Origin of the sequence: Oceanobacillus jordanicus, from assembly GCF_022095695.1 — a bacterium.
In the GTDB taxonomy this organism is placed as follows: domain Bacteria; phylum Bacillota; class Bacilli; order Bacillales; family Amphibacillaceae; genus Oceanobacillus_B; species Oceanobacillus_B jordanicus.
The window spans coordinates 225029-249957 of sequence record NZ_JAIFZM010000004.1; the positions used below are offsets into that span (position 1 = coordinate 225029).

At 38.6% G+C, this 24929-nt stretch carries 30 protein-coding genes and 1 other RNA gene; 24 read left to right on the plus strand and 7 right to left on the minus strand.

The window, feature by feature from the left end; translation table 11 throughout:
- Nucleotides 1–29: 29 nt before the first annotated feature.
- Both K3T81_RS06950 and recU read right to left on the minus strand, forming a co-directional pair.
- Complete coding sequence (locus K3T81_RS06950; protein WP_238019004.1) at nt 30–2852, minus strand: transglycosylase domain-containing protein; 2823 nt, start codon at nt 2850–2852, stop codon at nt 30–32.
- Between the two features lie 17 nt (nt 2853–2869).
- Nucleotides 2870–3469, minus strand: coding sequence for a Holliday junction resolvase RecU (gene recU / locus K3T81_RS06955; protein ID WP_238019006.1), 600 nt, complete (start codon nt 3467–3469; stop codon nt 2870–2872).
- 119 nt (nt 3470–3588) lie between these two features.
- Here recU and K3T81_RS06960 point away from each other — a divergent pair, with 119 nt between their 5' ends.
- The 11 genes from K3T81_RS06960 (at nt 3589) to K3T81_RS19580 (ending at nt 12326) form a co-directional block, all read left to right on the plus strand.
- Nucleotides 3589–4551, plus strand: coding sequence for a DUF2515 family protein (locus K3T81_RS06960; RefSeq protein WP_238019008.1), 963 nt, complete (start codon nt 3589–3591; stop codon nt 4549–4551).
- Nucleotides 4552–4997: 446 nt separating this feature from the next.
- Complete coding sequence (locus K3T81_RS06965; protein ID WP_238019009.1) at nt 4998–5213, plus strand: hypothetical protein; 216 nt, start codon at nt 4998–5000, stop codon at nt 5211–5213.
- A gap of 72 nt (nt 5214–5285) precedes the next feature.
- A complete protein-coding gene (locus K3T81_RS06970) occupies nt 5286–5642 on the plus strand; it encodes a DUF1798 family protein (RefSeq protein ID WP_238019011.1) in 357 nt (118 codons plus the stop codon).
- A 42-nt stretch (nt 5643–5684) separates the two neighbouring features.
- Nucleotides 5685–6083 (plus strand): cytidine deaminase, encoded by a 399-nt coding sequence (locus K3T81_RS06975; protein WP_036572864.1) that lies wholly within the window; start codon nt 5685–5687, stop codon nt 6081–6083.
- A gap of 257 nt (nt 6084–6340) precedes the next feature.
- On the plus strand, nt 6341–6649 hold the full coding sequence (gpsB, locus tag K3T81_RS06980; protein WP_036572866.1) for a cell division regulator GpsB: 309 nt from the start codon (nt 6341–6343) through the stop codon (nt 6647–6649).
- Nucleotides 6650–6712: 63 nt separating this feature from the next.
- Nucleotides 6713–7090, plus strand: an RNA gene (gene rnpB / locus K3T81_RS06985) — RNase P RNA component class B.
- Nucleotides 7091–7379: 289 nt separating this feature from the next.
- Nucleotides 7380–8519: a THUMP domain-containing class I SAM-dependent RNA methyltransferase gene (locus K3T81_RS06990; protein ID WP_238019013.1), complete on the plus strand. Its 1140-nt coding sequence runs from the start codon at nt 7380–7382 to the stop codon at nt 8517–8519.
- Nucleotides 8520–10019: a carboxypeptidase M32 gene (locus K3T81_RS06995; RefSeq protein ID WP_238019015.1), complete on the plus strand. Its 1500-nt coding sequence runs from the start codon at nt 8520–8522 to the stop codon at nt 10017–10019.
- Nucleotides 10020–10045: 26 nt separating this feature from the next.
- Nucleotides 10046–11131: a type III polyketide synthase gene (locus K3T81_RS07000; protein ID WP_238019017.1), complete on the plus strand. Its 1086-nt coding sequence runs from the start codon at nt 10046–10048 to the stop codon at nt 11129–11131.
- Nucleotides 11132–11653, plus strand: a complete 522-nt coding sequence (locus K3T81_RS07005) for an isoprenylcysteine carboxyl methyltransferase family protein (protein ID WP_238019019.1) — start codon at nt 11132–11134, stop codon at nt 11651–11653. It begins immediately after the preceding gene.
- A 163-nt stretch (nt 11654–11816) separates the two neighbouring features.
- On the plus strand, nt 11817–12326 hold the full coding sequence (locus K3T81_RS19580) for an isoprenylcysteine carboxylmethyltransferase family protein (protein WP_106896776.1): 510 nt from the start codon (nt 11817–11819) through the stop codon (nt 12324–12326).
- A 15-nt stretch (nt 12327–12341) separates the two neighbouring features.
- Here the strand turns inward: K3T81_RS19580 and K3T81_RS07015 are convergent, their stop codons facing one another.
- Nucleotides 12342–13025 (minus strand): queuosine precursor transporter, encoded by a 684-nt coding sequence (locus K3T81_RS07015; RefSeq protein ID WP_036572877.1) that lies wholly within the window; start codon nt 13023–13025, stop codon nt 12342–12344.
- Between the two features lie 144 nt (nt 13026–13169).
- Entirely contained in the window at nt 13170–13370 is a 201-nt protein-coding gene (locus K3T81_RS07020) for a cold-shock protein (RefSeq protein ID WP_036572880.1), read from the minus strand.
- A 326-nt stretch (nt 13371–13696) separates the two neighbouring features.
- Here K3T81_RS07020 and K3T81_RS07025 point away from each other — a divergent pair, with 326 nt between their 5' ends.
- On the plus strand, nt 13697–15367 hold the full coding sequence (locus K3T81_RS07025; RefSeq protein WP_238019021.1) for a formate--tetrahydrofolate ligase: 1671 nt from the start codon (nt 13697–13699) through the stop codon (nt 15365–15367).
- Nucleotides 15367–15954, plus strand: a complete 588-nt coding sequence (locus K3T81_RS07030; protein ID WP_238019023.1) for an HD domain-containing protein — start codon at nt 15367–15369, stop codon at nt 15952–15954. Before K3T81_RS07025 ends, K3T81_RS07030 begins: the two co-directional genes overlap by 1 nt.
- Before the next feature lie 82 nt (nt 15955–16036).
- Here the strand turns inward: K3T81_RS07030 and K3T81_RS07035 are convergent, their stop codons facing one another.
- Nucleotides 16037–16399, minus strand: coding sequence for a DUF2512 family protein (locus K3T81_RS07035; protein ID WP_106896773.1), 363 nt, complete (start codon nt 16397–16399; stop codon nt 16037–16039).
- A gap of 71 nt (nt 16400–16470) precedes the next feature.
- Nucleotides 16471–17499 (minus strand): C40 family peptidase, encoded by a 1029-nt coding sequence (locus K3T81_RS07040; RefSeq protein ID WP_106896772.1) that lies wholly within the window; start codon nt 17497–17499, stop codon nt 16471–16473.
- Nucleotides 17500–17622: 123 nt separating this feature from the next.
- Here K3T81_RS07040 and K3T81_RS07045 point away from each other — a divergent pair, with 123 nt between their 5' ends.
- The 9 genes from K3T81_RS07045 (at nt 17623) to K3T81_RS07085 (ending at nt 22784) form a co-directional block, all read left to right on the plus strand.
- Nucleotides 17623–18579, plus strand: coding sequence for a thymidylate synthase (locus K3T81_RS07045; RefSeq protein ID WP_106896771.1), 957 nt, complete (start codon nt 17623–17625; stop codon nt 18577–18579).
- A 20-nt stretch (nt 18580–18599) separates the two neighbouring features.
- A complete protein-coding gene (locus K3T81_RS07050) occupies nt 18600–19088 on the plus strand; it encodes a dihydrofolate reductase (RefSeq protein WP_106896770.1) in 489 nt (162 codons plus the stop codon).
- A 150-nt stretch (nt 19089–19238) separates the two neighbouring features.
- Nucleotides 19239–19433, plus strand: a complete 195-nt coding sequence (gene tatA / locus K3T81_RS07055; RefSeq protein WP_036572891.1) for a twin-arginine translocase TatA/TatE family subunit — start codon at nt 19239–19241, stop codon at nt 19431–19433.
- A gap of 19 nt (nt 19434–19452) precedes the next feature.
- A complete protein-coding gene (locus tag K3T81_RS07060; RefSeq protein WP_238019025.1) occupies nt 19453–19650 on the plus strand; it encodes a twin-arginine translocase TatA/TatE family subunit in 198 nt (65 codons plus the stop codon).
- Nucleotides 19651–19724: 74 nt separating this feature from the next.
- Entirely contained in the window at nt 19725–20486 is a 762-nt protein-coding gene (gene tatC, locus K3T81_RS07065; protein ID WP_238019027.1) for a twin-arginine translocase subunit TatC, read from the plus strand.
- Between the two features lie 16 nt (nt 20487–20502).
- Nucleotides 20503–20712, plus strand: coding sequence for a YozE family protein (locus K3T81_RS07070; RefSeq protein WP_106896768.1), 210 nt, complete (start codon nt 20503–20505; stop codon nt 20710–20712).
- A gap of 327 nt (nt 20713–21039) precedes the next feature.
- Nucleotides 21040–21495: a VrrA/YqfQ family protein gene (gene vrrA, locus K3T81_RS07075; RefSeq protein WP_106896767.1), complete on the plus strand. Its 456-nt coding sequence runs from the start codon at nt 21040–21042 to the stop codon at nt 21493–21495.
- Between the two features lie 83 nt (nt 21496–21578).
- Nucleotides 21579–22538: a peptide-methionine (R)-S-oxide reductase MsrB gene (gene msrB, locus K3T81_RS07080; RefSeq protein ID WP_238019029.1), complete on the plus strand. Its 960-nt coding sequence runs from the start codon at nt 21579–21581 to the stop codon at nt 22536–22538.
- Between the two features lie 39 nt (nt 22539–22577).
- A complete protein-coding gene (locus K3T81_RS07085) occupies nt 22578–22784 on the plus strand; it encodes a DUF6501 family protein (RefSeq protein ID WP_106896765.1) in 207 nt (68 codons plus the stop codon).
- Nucleotides 22785–22845: 61 nt separating this feature from the next.
- Here K3T81_RS07085 and K3T81_RS07090 read toward each other — a convergent pair whose 3' ends face one another.
- Complete coding sequence (locus K3T81_RS07090) at nt 22846–24036, minus strand: M14 family metallopeptidase (protein ID WP_238019031.1); 1191 nt, start codon at nt 24034–24036, stop codon at nt 22846–22848.
- Nucleotides 24037–24216: 180 nt separating this feature from the next.
- On the opposite strand from K3T81_RS07090, the gene K3T81_RS07095 reads away from it, so the two are divergent.
- A complete protein-coding gene (locus K3T81_RS07095; RefSeq protein WP_238019033.1) occupies nt 24217–24516 on the plus strand; it encodes an alpha/beta fold hydrolase in 300 nt (99 codons plus the stop codon).
- 149 nt (nt 24517–24665) lie between these two features.
- Complete coding sequence (locus K3T81_RS07100) at nt 24666–24905, plus strand: indolepyruvate ferredoxin oxidoreductase subunit alpha (RefSeq protein ID WP_036572900.1); 240 nt, start codon at nt 24666–24668, stop codon at nt 24903–24905.
- Nucleotides 24906–24929: the final 24 nt, after the last annotated feature.

Sequence of the window (24929 nt, forward strand, 5' to 3'; positions counted from 1 at the left end):
TACCTCTTTTTAGATTAGAAGGGGGAAGATTAATTCCCACTACCTTCCTCGCCATCACTTCCACTTTCTTCGTCTGTACCTTCATCATTGTTTCCATTTCCATTTCCATTGCCATTTCCGTTATTTCCATTACCCTCACTATTGTCTTCATTATTAGCTTCATCATTATTTCCCTCATCAGAGCCCTCATCACTTTGGTCTCCGCTGTCCTCATCGTCACCATTACCTTCGCCAGTATCTTCTTCCGCCGCTGGCACCGTGACGCTTGTTGACTGAGATTCACCCTCGACGCCTTCATTTGCGCCATTTTGACCAATTGGTGTCACGACAATATCATACGTTTCACCAGGTGAAGCACCACTAATTTCAATGCCATTGGATTCAACTGTCTGGGTTTGACCGTTAACCGCTACCTCAAAAGAGGCTGGTGGCCCATTGTAATTCCATGACACATCGATAATGGAGGCATCTTTATTATATTTAGCTGATAGCCCACTAACAGGCGGGATATTTCCTTCTTCTTCCTCATCACCGCCAGGAACGGAAACCGAGGTCGTTGCCGGTTCACTTTGCATATCCCCGTCATTGCTTGTTGCAACTACCTGTATTGTATAGTCAGCACCAGGCTCTACTTCAGATATCTCCATAGATGTATCTTCGGTTGTTGAGAGACCTTGCATTTGACCATCATCTACCTGAGCACTTACTTCAAACGAAACATCTGCATCACCGTTGTAATCCCATGTAACTTCGATCGCGTTACTATCTTCGTTATAGCTTGCAGATAGCCCGCTTACAGGATCAAGTTCATCAAACTTTTCAGAAGTGTCATCTGGTTCTGTTCCCTTTACGAAGAGCTCCGTTACGATTTGGGAAGAAGGGGTGTAGTCACTTGGCCTCGCCGCAGGACGAGATCCTTTTTCTACTGCCGCTTCCACAACTGAATCTGGTTTAACAAAATCCGTGTTCTCCACACCTTTGGAGATCTCTGCCATTGTATTACTAAATAGTGCATGTGGTATTTTAGTCTGCCCATTCGGAATGGCCATTCGATTACCATCCTCATTCGTGTAACCACCAGTCCAAACCGAGATTGTATAATTCGTTGAATAACCAGTAAACCAGGAGTCCGGGCTGCCTGATTCATCAGATAAACTAGTAGTACCCGTCTTACCTGCTACTGTCACACCTGGAACATTTGCTTGGGCACCAGTTCCGTCCGTAATTACAGTTTTTAGCATATCCGTAATCATGTATGCCGTGTAATCAGCCATCACGGCTTCTGCTTCTGGCTTTAATTCGACGGTCCTGCCATCAGGGAATTCAACACTGGTAACGGCATACGGATCATTGTATAAACCTTCATTACCGAATGCTCGATATGCTCCAGCCATTTGTAATGGGGTAACATTCGTTCCGGTCCCACCAATTGCATCACCTATTGTAACAGAATCATCGGCAAATTTTATACCTAGACTCTCAGCAAAACCTTGTGCTTTATCATAGCCAACTTCTTCTAATGTTTTTACAGCTGGAACGTTAAGCGATTGATTTAATGCATGTCTTGCACTCATCCAACCTGCATAGCTTCGGTTCCAGTTTCTAATTGGGCTGTCCCCACCATAATCATATGGTTTATCATCATTTATTTGATGATAAGTGGACATTTTATTAAACTCAATTGCTGGACCGTAAGCTACAAGTGGTTTCATAGTTGAACCAGGCTGTTGTCCACCTTGGATGGCATAGTTGTATCCCGTACCATTCCCATTCCTGCTACCGCCAATTGCTCGAATGGCACCATTTTTTGTATCAAGCACTGTCATCCCTGCTTGCATTTCATCATCAGGGTAGGGAATAGGGTTTTCCTCACTATCTGTTAGAAGAAACTCTACGTGTTCCTGGATGCTTGTATCAATAGTAGTCTGTATTTTAAGGCCATCTGTATAAATATCTGCACCATCTACTTTTTCTTCCACTTCACGTTGTACTTGCTTCAGAAAATCCTTGTAAGGTATAGAATTTTCGCTTACTCCTGCCAGCATGGAAGGGATATCTACTTCTCTTGCTTCATCCGCATCTTCTTGTGATATCTTACCATGACGTACCATAAGCGTGAGGACAGTATCCATGCGTTCTTTGGTTAATTCTGGATTTTCATATGGATTGTATGCTGTTGGACGCTGAGGTAAACCTGCCAAAATTGCAGCCTCTGCAAGGGTAAGCTCGCTTAAGTCTTTCTTTCCAAAATAAGTTTCAGCAGCCTTTGCAACGCCATACGCACCGCTTCCGTAGAAAATTTTGTTTAAGTACATTTCCAATATTTCTTCTTTTGAATATTCACGTTCCAGTTTTAGAGCAAGCCACTGCTCCTGAACCTTTAAGCTGATCTTTTTTTCAGCAGACAAAAAGGATTTTTCCACTACCTGTTGGGTAATTGTACTAGCTCCTTCTGATCCAAAGCCATTCTTAAAGTTTGCAATAACGGCACCACCGATGCGTCGTAAGTCAATTCCGGAATGCTCGAAGAACCGGGCATCCTCAGTAGCCGTGACCGCATCTATGAGTACCTGCGGCAGGTCATCATAGCTGATTTTTGTTCTTTTCTCTTCACCCAGTGTTGCAAATACTTCTCCATCCTTATCTAGTATTTGAGAAGCAAGGGGATCGGATAATTTTGATTCATCAAGATCCGGTGCTGTTGCAATCCAATAAGCTGCGGTTGCCCCAGCACCTATTCCCATAATAATAAAGATAAGTAGCATAATAAGTAGGATCTTTTTCCATAAAGGCTTTTTCGATGATTTCTTTTGTTTTCTTCTTGCTGTACGAGATTGGCTATTATTGGCCATAACTCATTCCTCCGTCTCTAAAAATAAAGCTTATCAATGATAGCTAAATAATCAATTCTTGCCTGATATTGAAAGGGGATCTGGTGCCCTTCCTGACATATCTGGTCGTAGCTTATCGACTTTCTTCCACCTTTTAATTTGTCGTCCCAGTGCTGAAAAAGTTTCTCAGCAGGTAAAAAATACGTCTCTTGATATAAAGTAAATCGAATTAATAAGAAACAAATACCACCATGTTCCACCACAGAACGCATATGAGCAACTTGGTGATTATGGATATTTGCTAATGGAAATAACGTTTTGTTTTTCGTTTCCTTGGCTTCAAAGTCTATATGCTTGCTTCGGTATACACCATTATAGTCAGTGGTTGATGCTTGTTTGAAATATGCTTCTGTTATTACAGCAGCACTCCTTTTTGGGTAATTTACCTTAACAATTTGTACAGGTGTTGGTTTTTTATGAATAATTGCCTTGTCCGTATCAAGGTAAAAGCGGTTTGTTTCATTAATATCTTCTTCTAACGTCATTCCTCTGTTACTAAAAGCATGGTTTCCTGCACCGGAGGGTCTACTTTGAGAAGGTTGTGTTAACGATCCTTTTTTTCCATTTGGGTAGTTCATTAAAAAAATCCTCCTTGCATATTACAGTATCATATCAGATATAGTAGGAAATGATAACTGTAAAAGCATCAATTGGATGAGAATGAAACAAAATATAGCAAACGAAAGCAGGTTCATCCATGTACGGAGACGACTCATTCGATCCATATATCCATTATATAATAAACACCACAAGGAAGCATAATAAAGACAATATTTCTCGGACAAAGGCCTACCAGAACTTCTATTTAGAAAACCCGGAAATTAAATGGGCCTTTCTTGCAAGCATGGTTTCTAGAAATGCTGGCTGGAACATGACTGACCTTCAATTACAACCTTTTAAAAAAATCTTAGGGAAAAAAGAAAGAGACCAGTTATTTATGACGTATGAGCGAGCAAATTGGCTGATTTTTTCAGATGCTTTCCCCCAGTTACTAGTATATAACCTTTCCAAGCAAGCAGAAAAACCGCTGTTTTATTTGTTGAAAAAGTTTCACGTTTCATCATTTATGATCGAGCAATGGATGTTATTTTGGGAAAGGCAGGAACGCGACAAGCTTATGATCGCCCTAATCATTAATGAACAAAATGTAATCCAAGGTCCAGTTGTGAAACAAACGTACTTTCAGTATCATGTTTTTAATCAACTTCCATACATAATGCAGAATTTTTTACGTTTGAATGCTGTATTATTCCCAACTAGTTCCTCAGAAGTGTACGGGTCGTACGTTTATGGATTTACAAATATCTCTAAACGAATAGGCCTAGGTGTCCGACTAGCTAATATACTCTATTCCCCGAAAGTTTATGACAAATCCCTATATTTTGCTAAAACACAAGAACATACTGGCTCACGCAGGGATTATGAGTCGTATTTACCAGCACATTATCCGTACGCTCCAATGTTACGCGTGCTCTACCCAGTAATTAAACATCAGGATAATATTCGTCAAGATTGGTGGAAGACAGGGGGTATTCCTAGTAAATGGTGGCAAACACCAAAAGAAACATCTTTGGCGGACATGAAAAAAACGTATTATAGGAAACGTGACTTACTATTTGGATACTATTATATGAAGTACGCAATTAAGCCCGACTGGTAAATGATTATCCAGCCGGGCCTAATGCTTACTATTTATTCAGGAGCAACGTCCATAAGACTCCCACTTCAACACATGAAGGGGAACCGTTAAGTTTTTAGTGAGCGGAAACGGACGCTAACACCCCGATTCGTTCAACTAACAATCAATGGGAGGAAGAACGAAAACCCCCACTGTTTGAAGTTTCACTTTATGTGGAAGGGCGATTCGGACCTTGTAGCTTCTTATCCCCAGTTTTTAGTGAGCGGGACTTTTCGCTTTCTGCTTTTTGCTTTTGCCTTTTCTTATTCATTAATATCCCTCCTTCGCTTATTAGTTTGTCTCATTATCGCTAAATGATAAGTAATTCCACTTCTTTTGTTATCTTCTTACTTCTTTTGTCGAACAGGCAGGACACTTTCATTCTGAAGCGAATAAAACAATTACACAATGAAGAGGAGTGGGTGTATATGGGGCTGGCAATTAAATATGTAGAGAGTAGTGTAAATGGAGTAGAAAAGAATACGGTGGAACTGCACTTACAAGGATTAGCTGATCAAGTTAGAAAAATGGATCAGAAATTAACAACACGTTTGGATCGTACTATTTCTGAAGACTTTGAAACACAGCAATTAAGGATAAGTCATACACGCTCAACTATCAGAGGCGCATTTTCGCTAAAGTAGAAGGTGCATTTTTTGTAAATTGATGATAAAGTATTGTTGTAGAGTTTGAAGGCAAAAGGCGGTTGTTTTAATATGATTTTACTCGAACAAACAGAGAAACTTCAGCAATATCTAATCACGCTGAAAGACAAATTTGAATACAGTGAGCCACCTGAAAATAAAAAAGATAGAGAATTTTTTTTACAGGTTAAGCAGGAAACAGAACCTGTTTATGAGCTCCTTAACCAATGGGAGAAGTCCGCATTAGAGGCGGTAAAGAACAGGGAGGTACAGATACACCCACACCAAGTAACTTCCACGAGAGAGAACATGGAGTTAATGCTTATGCATAGCTACTATATTGATGCGAGAAGGAAACGGTATATGGAATTAAACAATTCTATCCACTATGTACTGGATCAAATCCATCGGGAGTTGTCCCAAGCATAATACCGTTTTACATAAATTAAGAATGATACTGGGGGATACAAAATGACGAAAGATAAATTGATTGAAGAAGCATTGAAGATGAGAGAAAAAGCTTACATCCCATATTCCTCATTTCCCGTCGGGGCTGCTTTGTTAACGAAGTCTGGTAAGCTTTATACTGGCTGTAATATTGAAAATGCAGCATATCCAGTAACGTGTTGTGCTGAAAGAGTGGCCATTTTCAAAGCAATCTCAGATGGCGAAAGAGAATTCACAGAAATGGCTGTAGCAGCTGACATGAAACGTCCAGTGCCGCCTTGCGGTTCTTGTCGACAAGTGATGAGTGAGTTTTTTGATAGTGAAATGGTGATCCACTTGACGAACAATGAAAAAATGGTTAAAACTGTGACTATGGAGGAACTGCTTCCATTCTCTTTTCACCAATCCGATATGGAGAAGTAATCTTTTCTTTACATAAATCTGCTATCAGGATTGATGATATTCCTTTAATGAATAATGCAATGCATGTTATAGAACGAAAAGTAAGGGAGCTGATCTTTCAGGTTCCTTTTTTATTAGTAAACTGGTACCATGTAGGTATGCGAAACATTCAATTTGGATATCGATGTATAAAATAAGTTTCGGATAAATAGACTTTACATTGACAATAAGTTTGTATTTTGGAAAAATAGGCATGTAAATAGGATGAGGTGATAAGATTGAGTTTAAGTCAAGTTCAATTTAGTGGGAAAGACATACTTGAGAAAGAATTTAAAACAGGTATGCGAGGATACAATCAGGAAGAAGTGGACGAGTTCCTAGACAAAATCATTCAAGATTACGATCTATTCAAGCAAGAAATTGACCGTCTTCAACAGGAGAATGAGCGACTTAAGAAAACAACATCAGATCAAACTAGAAGCCGATCTACACAACCAGCGCCACAAATGAATTATGATGTTTTAAAAAGATTATCTAACTTGGAGAAAGCTGTTTTTGGTAAAAAGTTTGCAGAAACGGATAACTAGGTTTATGTAAGCAGAACTTGTCGATTCAGCGAAAAAATGGTACAATAGTGAAACTGGATATAAATACTCAGGTAATCGCTGCATGCTACATGCAGAGGAAAGTCCATGCTCACACAAACTGAGATGTTTGTAGTGTTCGTGCTTGACGAATTCATAAGTCAAGGTAACCATCATGGTTAACGGCAGGAGGTATTCCTAAGTCTTCGGATATGGGATACGTACCTTGAAAGTGCCACAGTGACGTAGCTGAATGGGAAACGATTCAGGTGGAACGAGGTAAACCCCACGAGTGAGCAACCCAAATTTTGGTAGGGGCATCCTTCAGTAGGGAAATGAACCGAAGTAGGGACAAGTTTTACACTTGTAGATAGATGATTACAACCAATGTACGAGGCTGACCACCACTTGTAGTACGTTGGCGACAGAACATGGCTTATCGAGTATTTATTGGTCTACTATAACAGAAATGAAAACCTTGCTTACAGCAATACTGTGAGCAAGGTTTTTTTAATATTATATGAGTCTTTATTATATAGGATTAGATCAGCATCCTATATGTCCATAATAAATAGCGAATAAGCTTTTAGTTAACAAGTTGTTGATGAGGTGCTCCTCAAGCCCATTATGCCGGATAGTAAGCTGTCAACTCAATGGATATGGATTCATCTTTTACAGAGGATTATGATAAACTAAAAAAGAATTAATTTCGAGATATGAAAGGATACATTACATGCAGAATGTTACATTGATTGCAACTGCAGCAATGGGACTTGAATCAATTGTTGCGAACGAAGTAAAAAGCTTGGGGTATGAAGTACAAGTAGAGAATGGCCGCGTTGTATTTGAAGCACCGGTTTCTGCTATTCCACGGTGTAACCTATGGCTCAGAACAGCAGATAGGGTCCGATTACTTGTAGGAAGATTTAAGGCTTATACGTTTGATGAGTTATTTGAAGCAACGAAGGCCTTACCATGGGAGTACTATATTTCTGAAGAAGGACAGTTTCCGGTATCAGGGAAATCGGTCCAATCCAAATTATTTAGCGTTCCAGATTGTCAAGCTATTACCAAAAAAGCAATTGCAGAACGACTTAAGCTAAAGCATGGTGTTGCCTCTAAAATGCCAGAGACAGGGGCTCTTTACAAGGTTGAGGTTTCCTTATTAAAGGATGAGGCAATACTAACCATTGACACATCTGGTGTAGGTCTCCACAAAAGAGGCTATAGAATTGGCCAAGGAGAGGCTCCACTTAAAGAAACAATGGCTGCAGCGCTCGTATTGCTGACGAACTGGAAAGCTGAGTATCCATTAATTGATCCATTTTGTGGTTCGGGTACGATTCCGATTGAAGCTGCTATGATTGGGCAGAATATCGCTCCTGGCTTCAATAGAGAATTCGCTTCAGAAGGTTGGTCGCTTATTAAAGCAAAACATTGGGAAAAGGCTATTGAAGAAGCAGAGGACAAGGCAAATTATGACCAGAAAATTGACATTACGGGGTCCGATATTGACCATAAGCTAATTAAAATTTCGGAAGGAAATGCCACGGAAGCAGGGTTTGGTGACTTAATCTCTTGGAAGCAAATGCAAGTTAAGGATTTATCTATTAAAAAAGAAAATGGGTATATCATTGGCAATCCTCCATATGGGCAACGACTTAGCGACAAGGAAGCGGTAGCGAAGATTTATCATGACTTTGGATCTGTTATGGAAGAGCATCCTAGCTGGAGTGTTTATATCCTAACTGCTTTTGAAAAATTTGAGAAACAATATGGAAAAACCGCTACCAAAAAGCGTAAACTATTTAATGGGTTTATAAAAACAGACTATTACCAATACTTTGGAAGGAAAACCAAGGGGGAGAAGTAATTGGAGAACACATATTTAATCGAGAAGGACTTTAAAGAACTGCTAAAAGAACAGAGCGCTTATAAGGAAGCAATAGCCCTTGCTCATTGGGACATGAGAACAAAGATCCCAAAGAAGGGAGTGGAGCAGCGCTCAGAAGTAGTTGGTTTCCTAGCTGAGAAGCTTCACCAACTTGAAACATCCGAGAAGATGAAATACTTCATAGACGTACTGAAGGATAATACAAAAGACGAGATTGTACGTAAAACGGTTGAAGAATGTGAGCAGAATTACGAGAGAAATCGCAAAATCCCGCATGATGAATTTAAAGAATATGTAATGCTCCAATCTAAATCCGAGGCAATCTGGCAAGAAGCACGTGAAAAGTCAGACTTTACGCTTTTTCAGCCATACTTAGAAAAGCTTGTTGACTATAATAAGAAATTTGCTAATTACTGGGGATATGAGAAAAATATTTACGATGCATTATTACATAATTATGAACCAGGTGTCACAACAGAAACTTTAGATCAAGTGTTCCCTGCGTTACGTAATTCGCTAACAAGTTTGCTGGATAAAATCAATCAAAGCACTGTGAAACCAGACCCACAAGTGCTCAAAGGACATTTCCCCAAAACAAAGCAAGAAGCTTTTACGTTAGATATATTAGAAAGAATGGGGTATGATTTCAGTTCTGGAAGGCTTGACGAAACCATACATCCTTTTGCTATTTCACTAAACATTAATGATGTTCGCGTAACGACTAGATATGATGAAGAAGATTTTCTTATGGCTGTTTTTGGTACAATCCACGAAGGTGGGCATGCGCTTTACGAACAAAATATAAACCCCAATTTGGCAAGTACTCCACTGGCTACTGGAACTTCTATGGGAATTCATGAATCACAATCCTTATTTTGGGAAAACTTTGTAGGTAGAAGTGAATCATTCTGGTCTAGTCATTATGAGTTATTTAAAAATTATGCCCCAGAGGCGTTTCAGTCTGTCCCATTAAATCAATTTTACCGAGCTGTAAATGAAGTTAAACCTTCCTTTATTCGCATAGAGGCAGATGAATTAACTTATCCACTTCATATCATGATTCGATATGAACTTGAGAAAGCACTCATTAACGGCGAGATAGACGTGAAAGATTTGCCTGGTTTGTGGAATGAAAAAATGAAAGATTATTTAGGGATAGTACCGCCTTCAGATAAAGAAGGTGTACTACAGGACATTCATTGGTCCGGAGGAGATTTTGGATATTTCCCATCTTATGCTCTTGGTTATATGTATGCTGCTCAATTTAACCATACATTGAACAAGGAAATGAATGTGAACAACCTTATTGCCTCAGGGGAATTCGATCAAATTAGAGAGTGGTTTACCAAACATGTTCACCAATATGGAAAAATGAAAAAGCCATTGGAGATAGTCAACGATGTGACGGGTGAAGCATTGGATGCAAGGTATCTCGTCGACTATTTAACGAAGAAATATAGCGGTATCTATCAATTTTAAACGAATAAACTGTTGGAAGGTGCGTTATGACATACATTTGTTCAACTGGGTTAGGAGTTCCCCCCAATGCGATACAACAAGAAGAGATTACGGAACTCGTTCAAGGTATTTTCCGTAGTTCCAGTAGACATATCACAAGGCTACTTCCTGTTTTTAAAAATGCTGAGGTTGCCACGAGACAATTTGTTGTAAATAGAGACTGGTTTCAGGCAGACCATAGCTTTAAAGAACGAAACGATCTTTATCAACAACATGCTGTGACAACTTCCCTAGAAGCGATTGACAATTGCTTAGCTAATAAAACATTCTTAAAAAAGGAAGTTCCCTATGATGCTATTGATATGATTTTATTTGTTTCTAGTACTGGAATAGCGACACCTTCTATTGATACCTACTTGTATAATCAGCGAGATTTTCGCAGTGATATAAAACGCATGCCTTTATGGGGGCTAGGTTGCGCAGGGGGAGCTATTGCCCTGTCCCGAGCTCATGATTGGATTACAGCAAACCCAGATAAAACTGCACTTATTGTATGTTGCGAATTATGTAGTTTAACCTTTCAAAGAAGCGACCTGAAAAAAAGCAATATAATAGGAAGTGCTTTATTCGGTGACGGAACAGCCGCTGTCTTATTAATGGGAGAGACGTCTCCTTATCGAAGCCATCTTAAAACAAGCCCTGCTAAAATCTTGCATACGAGTTCCCGGACGAAAAAACATAGCACGGATGTGATGGGTTGGGATGTAACAGATCAAGGATTAGAAGTTATCTTTTCTAGAAGCATTCCATCCTTGGTAGATTCTTTTTGGAGGGAACATAGTTCAGCTTTTTTTAAAGAAAGGGAACTTGAAGAAGGCATGATCCATTCCTATATCGCCCATCCTGGTGGTAAAAAAGTGCTGGAAGCGATGGAGGAGGTCCTGGAAACATCGAAAACAAAACTGAAGCATTCTTATCATGTTTTAAAAAACCATGGAAATATGTCTTCTGCTACCGTTTTCTATGTCTTAAATGAAGTAATGAAGGAGCAGAACCCTGCGAAAGCAAAAAGTATACTTTCTGCTCTCGGACCTGGCTTTAGCTCAGAATTGTTGTTACTGGAGTGGACATAAATGTTACCAGTATTTTTATGGGTCATATTTATTTATCTTGTTGTTCAAAGGCTAGTAGAGGTAAACATCGCCAAACGAAATGAGCTTTGGCTCAAAGCACATGGAGGTGTGGAAAAAGGGGAAGAACACTATAAATGGTTTATTATTGTCCATACTCTTTTCTTCTTGTCTATTCTTTTAGAAGTTTATACAAGAAAAGCACCTGTACAAAATCCTGGTCTGGTTTTACTAACACTCTTTATCTTAACGCAAGTTTTACGAGTGTGGTGTATTACATCACTAGGGAAGTTCTGGAACACAAAGATTATTGTTTCACCAAACTACCCATTGATTAAAACGGGTCCATATAAATACATCTCACATCCTAATTACGTTGTGGTTGGGATAGAGCTCTTTATTATACCCATTATGTTTCAAGCCTATTTGACCAGTATTATATTCCCGATCCTGCATATTATCCTCCTCCTAATCCGTATCCCAGCAGAGGAGCGGGCATTAAGGGAGACATCGATTTCTAAATGATCCAAAGGAGAGACAGTCAGCACTACGTTGACTGTCTCTTTTTATATGGATAATTTACGAATACAAAAGGAAACAAACACATTTGAAATTGCTTGTAATCCGACTTCATAAATTAACAACCTAATGCAAATACTAAACAGAAAAAGTAGAGGAGAGGGTTTTGGTGATAGTATCCTGGATGTGGATTGCAATCGTCGGATTAGTAGTAGAAAGAATTGCTACCAAGCAAATTTCTAGCAGAAATGAACGATGGCTTTTAGAAAAAGGGGGGAGAAGCTCCATCGAAAAGCATTATCGCGGCTTATTAATTGTGCAGTATTTAAGCTATGGTGCCATTCTGTTTGAATTGATATTTTTACGTCAATCAACCGTCACCTTTAATATGTTCTTCTTTGTTTGCTGTGTCATCATTCTTAATGGGAAATGGTGGTGCATTCGATCTGCAGGAATGTTCTGGAACGCAAAGAAGATTACATTACCAAGGGTAAGATTGTTTAAACAAGGGCCGTACAAATATGTAAAACAACCTGAATATGTTATTACATTATTGGAAATTGCTTTTATTTCCTTCTTATTTGGTGCTTATATCACGGCGTGTGTCTTCCCCTTTTTATATATGATCTATTTTAAATCTATTCAAAGTGGAGCACAAAAGGTCTATACCAATGCTTAAAGCAAAAGGCCAGCATTAGCTGGCCTTTTCGTTGTTCATTCTTTTTGCAATATACATAAAAGGTGTGTCTAAGAGCGCGACGATAAATTTTATAACATATGTCGTTAAAAGTATTTCCAGCCATACAGAAAACGGAAATTGTCCGTAGAAGGCTATTGTACAAAATACGACGGAATCCAACAATTGACTGATCACAGTACTACCATTGTTTCGAATCCATAGCTGCCGGTCAGAAGGAAAGAGTTTTCTTAGTTTGTCATATATCCATACATCAAAATATTGACTAATAATATATGCTGCGAGGCTTCCGGCAGCGACACGAACTACTAAGCCGAAGATGGTGGCAAGTGATCCTTGCGCAATATCATCAGCTGCTGGTTGAAACGCTAGTGCGAACTGCATTACAACGGTCATGGTAATTAAAGTAGCAAACCCAAGCCAGACGGCTTTTTTAGCTTCTTTCTTACCATATTTTTCGTTGATAATGTCGGTTGCAAGGTATGCTGTTCCATACATGATATTCCCTAGTGTTGCTGTCAGACCGAGCAGTTCAACCGTTTTTAGTACTTGCATGTTGGCGACAACAGTTGACATCCCAATCCATACAAATAGTCCCGTTTTACCAAATAAACGATAAAACAAGAGTAAACAAGAAAAATTGATTAGTGCAAACAAAATCCATATAAGTTCATTTGACATGTAAATGCCTCCTTAGTTTTGATAACGCGGGAGTTTGCGAACCGCGAAAATATTATTATAGCATATTTTAGCTAAATGCACGAAAGAGATAAACCAGAAAAAGCGGTAATCCTTTTACAGATTACCGCTTCTATATACGTTCACTTATTTTTTTGTTACATTTGCAGCTTGGGGTCCACGTTCGCCTTCAACTATTTCAAAGGATACTTCTTGTCCTTCTTCTAATGATTTGAAGCCTTCCTCTTGGATTGCAGAATAATGTACGAATACATCATTTCCTTCTTCTAATTGGATGAAACCGTAGCCTTTCTCTGCGTTAAACCATTTTACTACTCCGTTTTCCATGAATATAATCCTCCTAGAAACTTTCACGTTCGAAATTAGAAACGTGTTAATACAAAGCAGATTTATAGACATAAATGAAGGCAGCTTCTATAGAAGTGTAGGATCACGTTACATCCACTTCTATAGAAGCTGCCTGTGTCATAAAGGATCCATACATCTTCTTTGCTTGTGTCTAATATAGCTTATATAGACATGTCAGTCAAGAAATAGACTGTATATTTAAATGATTTTCTAGGAATTTTTTTAAAATACAGGTATAATGTAACCATTTCAAAATAATCTTCTACATTTCGACAAACCAGCAAATAGAAAAGAGGAATAAGAGAGTGAAATCAGACATTGAAATTGCACAGGAAACAACTTTAAAACCGATTCACGACATTGTAACAGATCTTGGCTTATCAGAAGAAGACTGGGAACCTTATGGAAGAACAAAGGCAAAGCTCTCCACAGGTCTCTTAGAAAAGTTAGAGGAACAGCCCGATGGGAAAGTAGTTTTAGTCACCTCTATTAATCCCACTCCAGCAGGTGAAGGAAAATCGACCGTAACAGTAGGTTTGGGACAAGCATTAAATAAACTTGAAAAAAAGGCAATTATTGCGTTACGTGAACCGAGCCTTGGACCTGTAATGGGATTAAAAGGTGGCGCTGCTGGTGGAGGATATGCTCAAGTTCTTCCAATGGAGGATATCAACCTGCACTTTACGGGAGACTTACATGCTATCACAACAGCGAATAACGCGTTGTCTGCGCTTATTGATAATCATATACATAGAGGAAACAATCTACAAATCGATCCAAGAAGAGTGGAATGGAACAGGGTACTTGATATGAATGATAGAGCATTACGCCAAGTTGTGGTAGGACTAGGTGGACCTACCAAAGGCGTTCCAAGAGAAGATGCTTTTAGTATTACGGTTGCCTCGGAAATCATGGCTGTTTTATGCTTGGCAAAGGACCTTCAGGATTTAAAACGCCGGCTTAAAAAGATTGTAATTGGCTATACCTACGAAGAAAAGCCAGTTACTGTTGAGGATTTAGATGCAGAGGGGGCATTAACTGTACTACTAAAAGATGCATTAAAGCCTAATCTCGTCCAAACAACCGAAAACACGCCTGCTATCATTCATGGTGGTCCATTTGCTAATATTGCTCATGGCTGTAATAGTATCATTGCAACCAAAACAGCAGCAAAGCTAGGGGACTATGTTGTTACTGAGGCTGGATTTGGAGCGGATCTCGGTGCAGAGAAATTTTTAAACATTAAGTCACGTGCTGGAGGCATCCAACCTAGTGCTGTAGTCATTGTCGCTACCATCCGCGCTTTGAAAATGCATGGCGGCGTTGGGAAAAGTGAACTAACAACCGAAAATGTTGAAGCAATTGCAAGTGGGGTCGAAAACTTAAAGAAACATATAGAGACAATTGAATCATTCGGCCTTCCGTATGTTGTAGCAATTAATAAATTTCCGACGGACACTCAAAAGGAAATAGACTTTTTGAAAGAATGGTGCTCCACGAATAAAGTAGAAGTAGCACTAACAGATGTATGGAAGAACGGCGGAGCAGGTGGCATCGACTTAGCAGAAAAAGTCATCAAAAAAGCGGAAGGTCCGGCTACAAACTTAGAATATACGTACGATCTACAGGATCCTCTAGAAGAAAAAATAAGAAGTGTAGCCCAAACTATCTACGGAGCAGATGACATCGTATTAAGCACAAAAGCTCGCTCCCAATTAGTATTTTTTGAAAAATTAGGTTGGGGAAAATTGCCTGTTTGCATGGCAAAAACCCAATATGCTTTGTCTAATGATCCTTCACAGGTCGGACGACCAACAGGATTTACAATTGACATACGGGAATTACGAGCTTCTGTTGGAGCCGAATTCATTGTGGTGTTAACAGGGGATGTAATGACAATGCCAGGCTTACCACAGCATCCTGCTGCATTAAACATGGATGTGACTGAAGACGACAAGATAGTAGGGTTATTCTAATGGAGAAACATGAACAATTAACTGCAATTCGCCAGTATGTAACGAACTCCTTTAATAATGAACGAACAGGCCATGACCTTTATCATTTACAACGCGTAACCCGTATGGCGATGGAAATCGCTAGGGAAGAAGATGCTAATCTATTCCGTTGTGAGGCTATTGCATGGTTACATGATGTGGCAGATCATAAGCTTGTTGAAAATGAAGAGTCTGCAATACAAGCATTAGAAAACTTTTTAGAGTCTCTTCCATTAACTAAACCCGATATAGAAGCTATTATAAAAGCAATCAACACAATTTCGTTTAGCAAAGGTAAAATACCAACATCGCTGGAAGGTAAAATTGTTCAGGATGCCGACCGCCTTGACGCCATAGGTGCTATTGGTATTGCTAGAGCTTTTACCTTTGGTGGGGCAAGAGGGAAATTTATGTACCATGAACAGGATAATGATAATACGATTCAACATTTCTATGATAAATTATTAAAACTGAAATCAACCTTGCATACGAGTACTGCAAAATCACTAGCAGAGGATCGACATCAATTTATGCAGCAATTTTTGGAGAAATTTCATCAAGAATGGTAGTAGTAAAATTAGAAAGAGCAGGCATCCTTACAACGGTGCCTGCTCTTTCTAACATATGCTCTTTTTATCTTTATAGACCTTTTTAGCGCAAGATGCCTTCTTTCTTTATTCTTCCACTATTAATTAGCCAATTATGTTGAAAGATCTCAGTAATAACGAGAATGACTGCTGTTAGAATAGCTCCAAGTAAGGTTACACCAGTGTTTGCAAACACCCATGCCCCAATATATATCCCGGCAGCAGATATAACAAAATCCATTGCTAGAACAAAGCCTTTCGTTTTTCTACCAAGAAACATAAGCTCTCCCATAAAACCAATAACAGCTAACACTGCTCCCAACAAAATCGGCTGATACCAGGCAGCAAATTGCACATTTGGCAAGATCCAGGATGAAACAACAATTCCCAACGGTGTGATGATTAATTTCAATAAGAGGCCTGTCATAGAACCCACCTTTTATTCTTTTGATAGCTTAGTATATGTAATCTGCTATTTTTTATCCGAACATATCCTATCTATTGCATAACCCGTTTGGACCCAATATACTTTTCTTTCCAATACTCATTATTTAAGTTCGTGACCTCAACTCCGCGCGATTCACCAGCGTGAATGAATTTCCCATCCCCAATATATATTCCCATATGGGAGGGACCTGGTTTATAGGTTTCAAAGAAAACCAAATCTCCAACAGACTTTGAATCGACAGGTGTAGCAAAATTCCACATATCACTTACCGTTCTAGGAGTTTCGATCCCCTGTAGGTTGAACACATATTGGATAAAACCACTACAGTCAAAACCTGCTGGTGTAGTGCCGCCCCATACGTAGGGAACACCAACAAAGGAGTGCGCCTGGGCAACGATGCTTCCACCGTTGATTCCTTCGACAACTACCTGCTTTTTTTCTTCCTCTTTTTCTTCTTTAACAATTTCCTTTTCACCAGCGTTACTTACTTGAGGCTTTACTACTTCTGATTCAACCTTGTTTTGGATTGTCACCTTTACGGCTGGAGCTTCGGCCAACTCAATACCATCATGTTCATTGCTTGCGGTAACAAGTGCTTCTTTCGTAAGCGGTCCATATATACCATCGATATTTCCTTTATAATAACCAAAATACTGAAGGGCGTTTTGAACTGTTTCTACATTTTCTCCTGTTAAACCTGGATATACTTCTGTGGAAAGACTTTGGATTTGTTTTAAATAGAGATCTTTTTCAGTATCAATCAAGGCCTGGATGGTTTGTTCATCTGCTTGACCGTTAATTGTTATATTATAATCTGCTTGAAAGTTTTTTAAAGCATGGGCGGTTAAAACACCATATTCTCCATCTAATTCAGTATCAAAATATTCTAGCTTATTAAGCTTTTTCTGCAGAAGTTTAATAGACTCTCCGTGTTCTCCAAACTCTAGCTGTTCTGTTTCCATTAATATTTTATTTTGCAGTTCAGGGTATGCATCGACGTAAGTAACAAGCGGCTGACTAAGTACATAACTACATAATATGGAATGCTTTACCACATGTTCCATTGTTCCATTCAGCATGCAACAATCCCCTTTCCCGATATGAAAGCTCTTAACAGATTTATGTAGAAAATTATATTTTCATGCGTTACGTTTATGTTACAATAAACATTAATTTGAGATTATTGAAGTGGGGAGATCATAATGATAACTGGTGAACAAGCTTACTTAGATTTGTGTAAACATATTTTGGAGCACGGAACAAAAAAGGAGGACCGGACGAACACTGGAACATACTCTGTTTTTGGTCATCAAATGCGATTTGATCTTAGTAAAGGATTTCCACTATTAACTACTAAAAAGGTTCCTTTTCGCCTTGTTGCTTCTGAACTGTTATGGTTCATAAAAGGTGACACCAATATACGTTATCTTTTAGAGCATAATAATAATATTTGGAATGAGTGGGCCTTCGAAAAGTGGGTTAATAGCACAGAATATAAAGGACCTGATATGAAGGACTTCGGAAACCGTAGTCAGGTGGACGATGCATTCAAAGCGCAATATATGGAGCAAATGAATCTTTTTAAGCAAAATGTATTGCACGATGATGTTTTTGCTGCCAAGTATGGAAGTTTAGGGTCCGTATATGGGAAACAATGGAGAGAATGGAAAACCTCAAACGATACAACCATTGACCAGTTAAAAGATGTCATTACATCTATTAAACATAGCCCTGATTCCCGACGGCATATCGTGTCTGCTTGGAATCCTGAGGATGTACCAACAATGGCTTTACCGCCATGTCACACCTTATTTCAATTTTATGTAGCAGATGGAAAACTATCTTGCCAACTATATCAGCGAAGTGCCGACGTCTTTTTAGGTGTACCATTTAACATCGCAAGTTATGCTCTGCTAACACATCTTATTGCATATGAATGTGGCCTTGAAGTTGGCGAATTCGTTCATACCTTAGGGGATGCGCATATCTATCTAAACCATGTTGAGCAGGTAAAGACACAATTAGACAGAGATGTTCGGAGTATGCCTGAGTTAAACATTACGGGGGACAAGCAGTCTATCTTCGACTTTGAGATGAGTGATTTTGCTGTAGTAAATTATAATCCTCATCCGTCTATTAAAGCACCAATCGCAGTTTAGGGAGAAAAGGAGGGAATAGAATGATATCTTTGTTATTGGCGATGGATCGCAACAACCTGATTGGACGAAACAATGATCTTCCATGGCATTTACCTAAAGATTTACGATTCTTTAAGGAAAAAACGTTAGGCAATACAATTATCATGGGTAGAAAAACCTTTGAATCAATAGGATTTCCGCTACCCAAAAGAGAAAATATTGTGATCACCAGCTCTTCAGAGTTAGAAAAAGAAGTTACTTGTATTTCGAGCGTTGACACCATCAAGGAATGGAACAAAATGAACCCTGAAAAAGAATACTTTGTTATCGGTGGTGGCCGTTTATTTGAGCAAGTACTGCCATTTGCTGACCGAATGTATATTACGTTAATTGATGAAGCCTTCCAGGGTGATACTTACTTTCCTGAAATCTCTTATGAGGATTGGGAAGAGACATCCAAGGTAAAAGGAGAAAAGGACGAGAGTAATCCTTATGATTACTACTTCATACAATATGATCGGGTTAAATGATTGACTGTAAAAGTGAATGAAATAATTTAAAGTGATTAAACTAAGAAGAGACACATAAAAGCTTGTTCGTCTATGGGCTTCCATGGTAAACTAAGGGAAACAAGTCTGTATCATCAAGACATAACTTTAAAGAGTAGAGAAGGTGTTTAGATGTTTTCAAGTATTGGATTTCCTGGATTGATTCTTATCCTTATCATAGCACTTGTTATCTTTGGTCCGAAAAAACTTCCAGAAATAGGGAAAGCAGCGGGACAGTCATTAAGTGAGTTTCGCAAGTCAACCCGTGACCTAACTAACGATGACTCATACGATGAAAAAGAAGTCACTAAAAGTGAAACAAAATAAAACTTGGGAGTGAAATGAAATGTTCAGTAGTATCGGCATCCCGGGCTTAATATTAATTTTAATTGTTGCTTTAATTGTTTTTGGACCTTCTAAGCTACCAGAAATCGGCAAAGCTTTTGGAAGTTCTCTGAAAGAATTTAAAAATGCTACAAGAGATATTGTTTCAGATGAAGAAACCACAAACAAAAGTAATACTCATACATCAACTAAAAATTAATGAATGAAGGTGTAAGGTACATACCCTTGCATCTTCTTTTGTGTCTGCTAAGATATAATTCAGGAGTGTGGAATATGTCAGACAACAGTACAGATTTACATGAGAAGGAAATGAACGTAACAGGACATCTAACAGAGTTGAGAAATAGAATAATTGTTACAGCAGTTTTCTTTGTAGCCTTTTTCGCTTTGGGATTTATTTATGTGAAGGACATCTATCATTTTTTCACAGCAGATCTCAGTTTTCAGCTAAACATTATTAGCCCTGGTGAAACAATTTGGCTTTATTTTACCATGGCAAGCCTTGTGGCAATCGCTGGTACAATACCAGTCTTGACATACCAGATTTGGGCATTTATTAAACCTGGATTAACAGACCTTGAGAGAAAGGCATCCATGGCATACATACCTGCTGTATTCTTATTGTTTATTGCCGGTTTAGTATTTGGCTATTACTTATTCGTTGAATTAATTCTGCCTTTTTTACTTGGTTTAAGTGAAGGTATGTTTAATGAGATGTTTACAACCGAGAAATACTTTAAATTTATGTTGCGTGTTACGTTGCCATTTGCGATCCTTTTTGAAATTCCAATCATTGCAATGTTTCTAACAACAATTGGCGTTCTAACACCTGAATTTATGCGCAAGAGCCGAAAATACGCCTATTTAATTTTGATTATTATTGGTACAATTGTCACGCCACCTGATTTCTTACTACAACTCGTTGTAGCAGTACCATTAATTCTTCTCTATGAAATCAGTATACGTCTTTCAGCATTCGTTTATCGGAAGAAGCTAAAAAGGCATCAAGAATTTATGGATCAGGAGGAGCTGTAACAGAGGAGGGATAAACATGCGCTCTTTTTATCATTATTTAATGACCTATCGTGGGAAGAAAAAGCCTGACGATAATTCACAGTTGGCGGACTGGGCATTTTACGACCATAACTTTCCCCGACATTCTACAGACTACGATGAGTTAAGTAGCTACCTCGAATGGAACAGTCCTTTTGCTGCGGCGTTGGTGACCTTTGATGCGTTGTGGGACGATTATAAAAAATAAAATTTACAATGAGTGGAGGAGCTGTCTAAAAGGCAGCTTTTTTTATTTAATAACACTTCAAACAAACGTTTGATCAAAAAATACACGAGTTTAGAAAAGCGGTAGTAGTCTTTATAATTAAGGAAGGAATTAATATCCGACCATAATTGTTCCCCTTTCGACAAATTAAGCTACTTCACCGGCGAGAAACTGTTGAATCATGCGGTTGCCCGGGAAATATTCCATTAAATTATTTCCCCTATTTCTTAGCCTACACCATTTTGTTAATGCAACGTATTCTATTAGTGATGCAAAGTCAAAATTCATATAACAAAGGGGAAGTGCAGCATGGTATTTCCATCACCTCGGAACCAGCCATTCCAACGTCCATCAGGTCCAAGTTCTAATCCATTTATGTTTCCCAATCAAAATTCAGGTCCAACTAGACAAGGATTACCATCACTTTTAGGCAAATTTACAAACCAACAAGGATCTGTGGGATTAATAAATAAAGGGGTGGGAGGACTATCTTCGACTTTAAATAATGTGCAGCAAGTTTTAAAAGTCGTACAGTCTACCGCACCTATTGTGCAGGAATACGGTCCAATGGTAAAGAACCTGCCATCTATGTATCGTATGATGAAAGCTTTTAAAGATATGGAAGCAGATGATAAAGAATCCAAGGATGCTCCAAACAATTTAGAAGATCAAAAGCAAAGGAAAGAACAAACCACAAATAGTCAACCCAGCATACGAAAAAAGAAAGAAACGAGCGGTGATTCAAAGCCAATTCTATTTTTTTAAAAAAAATAAGGCCCCCGACTTGATTTTTTTAATAAGAAACGGAAAAATAGAGGTAAGCTGAAATCAGCAATGGAGGTAATAGCATGAGTTCAAATAAAGAAACTGCAACATTTGCCGGGGGTTGCTTTTGGTGTATGGTAGAACCATTTGATCAGAGGCCAGGGATTCATCGCGTAGTATCAGGATATACAGGGGGACATGTAGAAAACCCAACATACGAACAAGTTTGTTCTGATACGACAGGCCATGTGGAAGCTATAGAAATTACTTTTGATCCAGAAGTCATGCCATATGAGCAATTACTTCGTACATTCTGGCAACAAATCGATCCAACTGATGCCGGAGGGCAATTTAACGATCGCGGGGAATCTTATCAAACCGCTATCTTTTACCATAACGAGCAACAAAAACAACAAGCAGAGCAGTCTAAAAAAGAATTAGAGCAGAGTGGAAAATTCTCTAAGCCCATTGTTACACCAATTCTTCCAGCAAAACCATTCTATTTAGCGGAAGAGAACCATCAAGATTACTATAAGAAACAGTCGTTTCATTATAAACTGTACAAAAAAGGATCGGGAAGAGAAGACTTTATAAAAAACACATGGAAGAAAGCTATTGACAAAGAGGAGCTTAAACAAAAACTCACTCCTATTCAATATCATGTTACCCAAGAAAACGGGACGGAAAGACCTTTTCAAAATGACTATTGGAATAATGAAGAAGAGGGAATTTATGTCGACGTTATTACAGGTGAGCCATTATTCTCTTCTAAAGATAAATATGATGCAGGGTGTGGGTGGCCAAGCTTTACCAAGCCAATTGATAAAAATCAAGTGGAGGAGAAAACAGACACTACACACGGCATGAGGCGTACAGAAATAAGAAGTAAAGATTCCGATTCTCACCTTGGACATGTCTTCGAAGACGGTCCAATGGAAGCGGGAGGGCTGCGATATTGTATGAACTCAGCTGCTATGAGATTTGTACCTGTAAGTAAAATGGATGAAGAAGGTTACAAAAAGTTTCTTTATTTATTCAAGTAAACCATAATAATATTATGTAAACAAAGAGAGGAAACAAGCATGATTCATTTAGATTGGGATAAAAGACAAACAAAAAAACAAATAAAATGTGTCCATGCGGATGCTAAAAAGTTTATCGTACATCATAAGTTAACTCCAGGAGAAGTTTATGACGTAAAAAATGAAACAGATGAGTTTTATTTCATCATGGATAACAGTAATCGCATTGGCGGTTTTCGTAAAGATTACTTTGAAGAGGTAAAATAACAGGGGAGCCCCCTTGTTATTTTTACCTCTTATTTTTTTAACCGAGTCTCTTCGAACTGGTTTATAAATAAAGATTTGCAAGCATGATTCCGAGGGTTTCTTGGTAGATATCTTCAAATTGTTCAATGGGTAGTGGGTTCACTCCACTGCCTAATTCTATTGTAAATCCTGGGAGTTGAAACTCTTGAATAAACCAATCCTTATAGCCTGCATAACTATCTATATACTGGATAGGCTCGTAACCGCTAACTCGTGCGTATTCCATCACAATTTGTTCTGATTCTGGTGGTTCAAACCCTTCAAACCCCCAATAAATTTCTTCTCCCTGTGTGTGTAAAGCATTCACACGCACAAAATCACGTTGCCTTGCTAATTCTGCCATTGCTATCGCCTCAGGTTCAGTTAAAGGGGCATAGCCCGGGAAGTCCCGAGGCTCGGGGGAAGTTGGTTTTCGTTCAGCTTCAACCTCCCAAAGTGCTGGGTATTGGTTATTTAGGTCGACTCCCCGAATATTCGCCTTCCAGTTTGAAAAATCAGCCTGTTGACTATTTATCTCCAAAACTTCTTCTTCTCTGTCCTCAGCAGCACCAGCACCATTAAGAACTAGGTTTACACCATCTGGATTAACCATTGGAACAATAGAGAAAGTCGTATCTGTAAATAATGGTAATGCAAATACTCCTCTTATGGGAAGATGATTTGTCAATGCGAGGGAATATTCGTTTAAAAATCGCATAATAACTGGTGTTGTAATCCATTCATTTGCATGAAAAGAGCCATTTAAATGGACTTGCTTCGCTCCATTACCAATTTGCAATTCAATTAGATCTTTACCCATCACGGAATTCCCAATAATGTTTTGCCGAATAAAAGGGTATACCTCTTGTAATGTTTGGAGGTCTTCTAGCATCTTATCATACGTATACCTATCCGGATCAGTGAAGAGCATAGCGTTAACCTTTTGGGGGATCTGTAGTAATTGTCCTTGTTGCAAATTGCTTGGATCCAGAGAATCGTTTGCTAGAAACAACATATCTAAAGGGACGTTATTACGGATTGAAATAGAATACAATGTATCATTTGCCTGTATGTTGTAGGGATCATTTACATAACCAGGAATTTGTATATTCTGCCCTATGGATAATTGATTGGGGGATATTCCAGGATTTGATTGTTCTATTAAAACGAGGGGAATACCAAATAACTGGCTATAATACCATAATGAATCCCCTTGACGGATTGTTATTTCCATGCAATTCTCTCCCTTATCATGTATTACTAAATAATATGGTTATACGTTTAAAAAGTGAATCATACAAGGTATGTAGATTGTGTTACTTTATAAATAGTATGAATATTTAACTAATATGCTATAATATACAAAAAATGCGACCAATCGAACTAGTAAAATAGGGGGAGAGTTTTCAAGAAGGTGTTTAAAACAAGTGATGGGATAGACCTGGCCTATTCTGATGAAGGGGAGGGTAACCCTGTTATATTTATAGCAGGGTACCGTGCAAGTAGACATACTTGGTTTATGCAAACGAAACTCTTTGTGGAACTTGGTTACCGTGTACTAACACTGGATCGTCGATCACAAGGATCTTCTGATCGACCAAATCATGGACACCGGATGTCTAGGCATGGTAAAGACTTAGATGATTATATGAAAGCATTAAATCTTAGTAATGTACTTCTAATTGGTCAGTCTATGGGAGCATCTACAATATAGGCCCTCATAAACAGCTTAAGTAATAAAGTTTCTCTACACAGGTCGAGGTAGAAGGTTTGCTCTTTTAATTTTTGGTAAAAATAGTTATAATAGCTTGTAGCATACTTATTAGAAACGGATATGTAATGATTAGAGGAGGAAATGGTTTTATGGCTTTTGTAATAACTTCACCGTGTAAGGAAGAAAAGGCGGGCGAATGTGTAGAGGTTTGTCCTGTTGACTGTATAGAAGAAGGAAAAGATATGTTTTATATAGATCCAGAAATTTGCATCGATTGTGGTGCTTGCGAAGCAGTTTGTCCTGTAGAAGCAATTTATATGGAAGATGAAGTACCTGAGGAAGAGACTCCATATATCGCAATAAACCAAAAGTTTTTTGAGGAAAAATAATTCGTAACAAAAAGCTCAACCGTA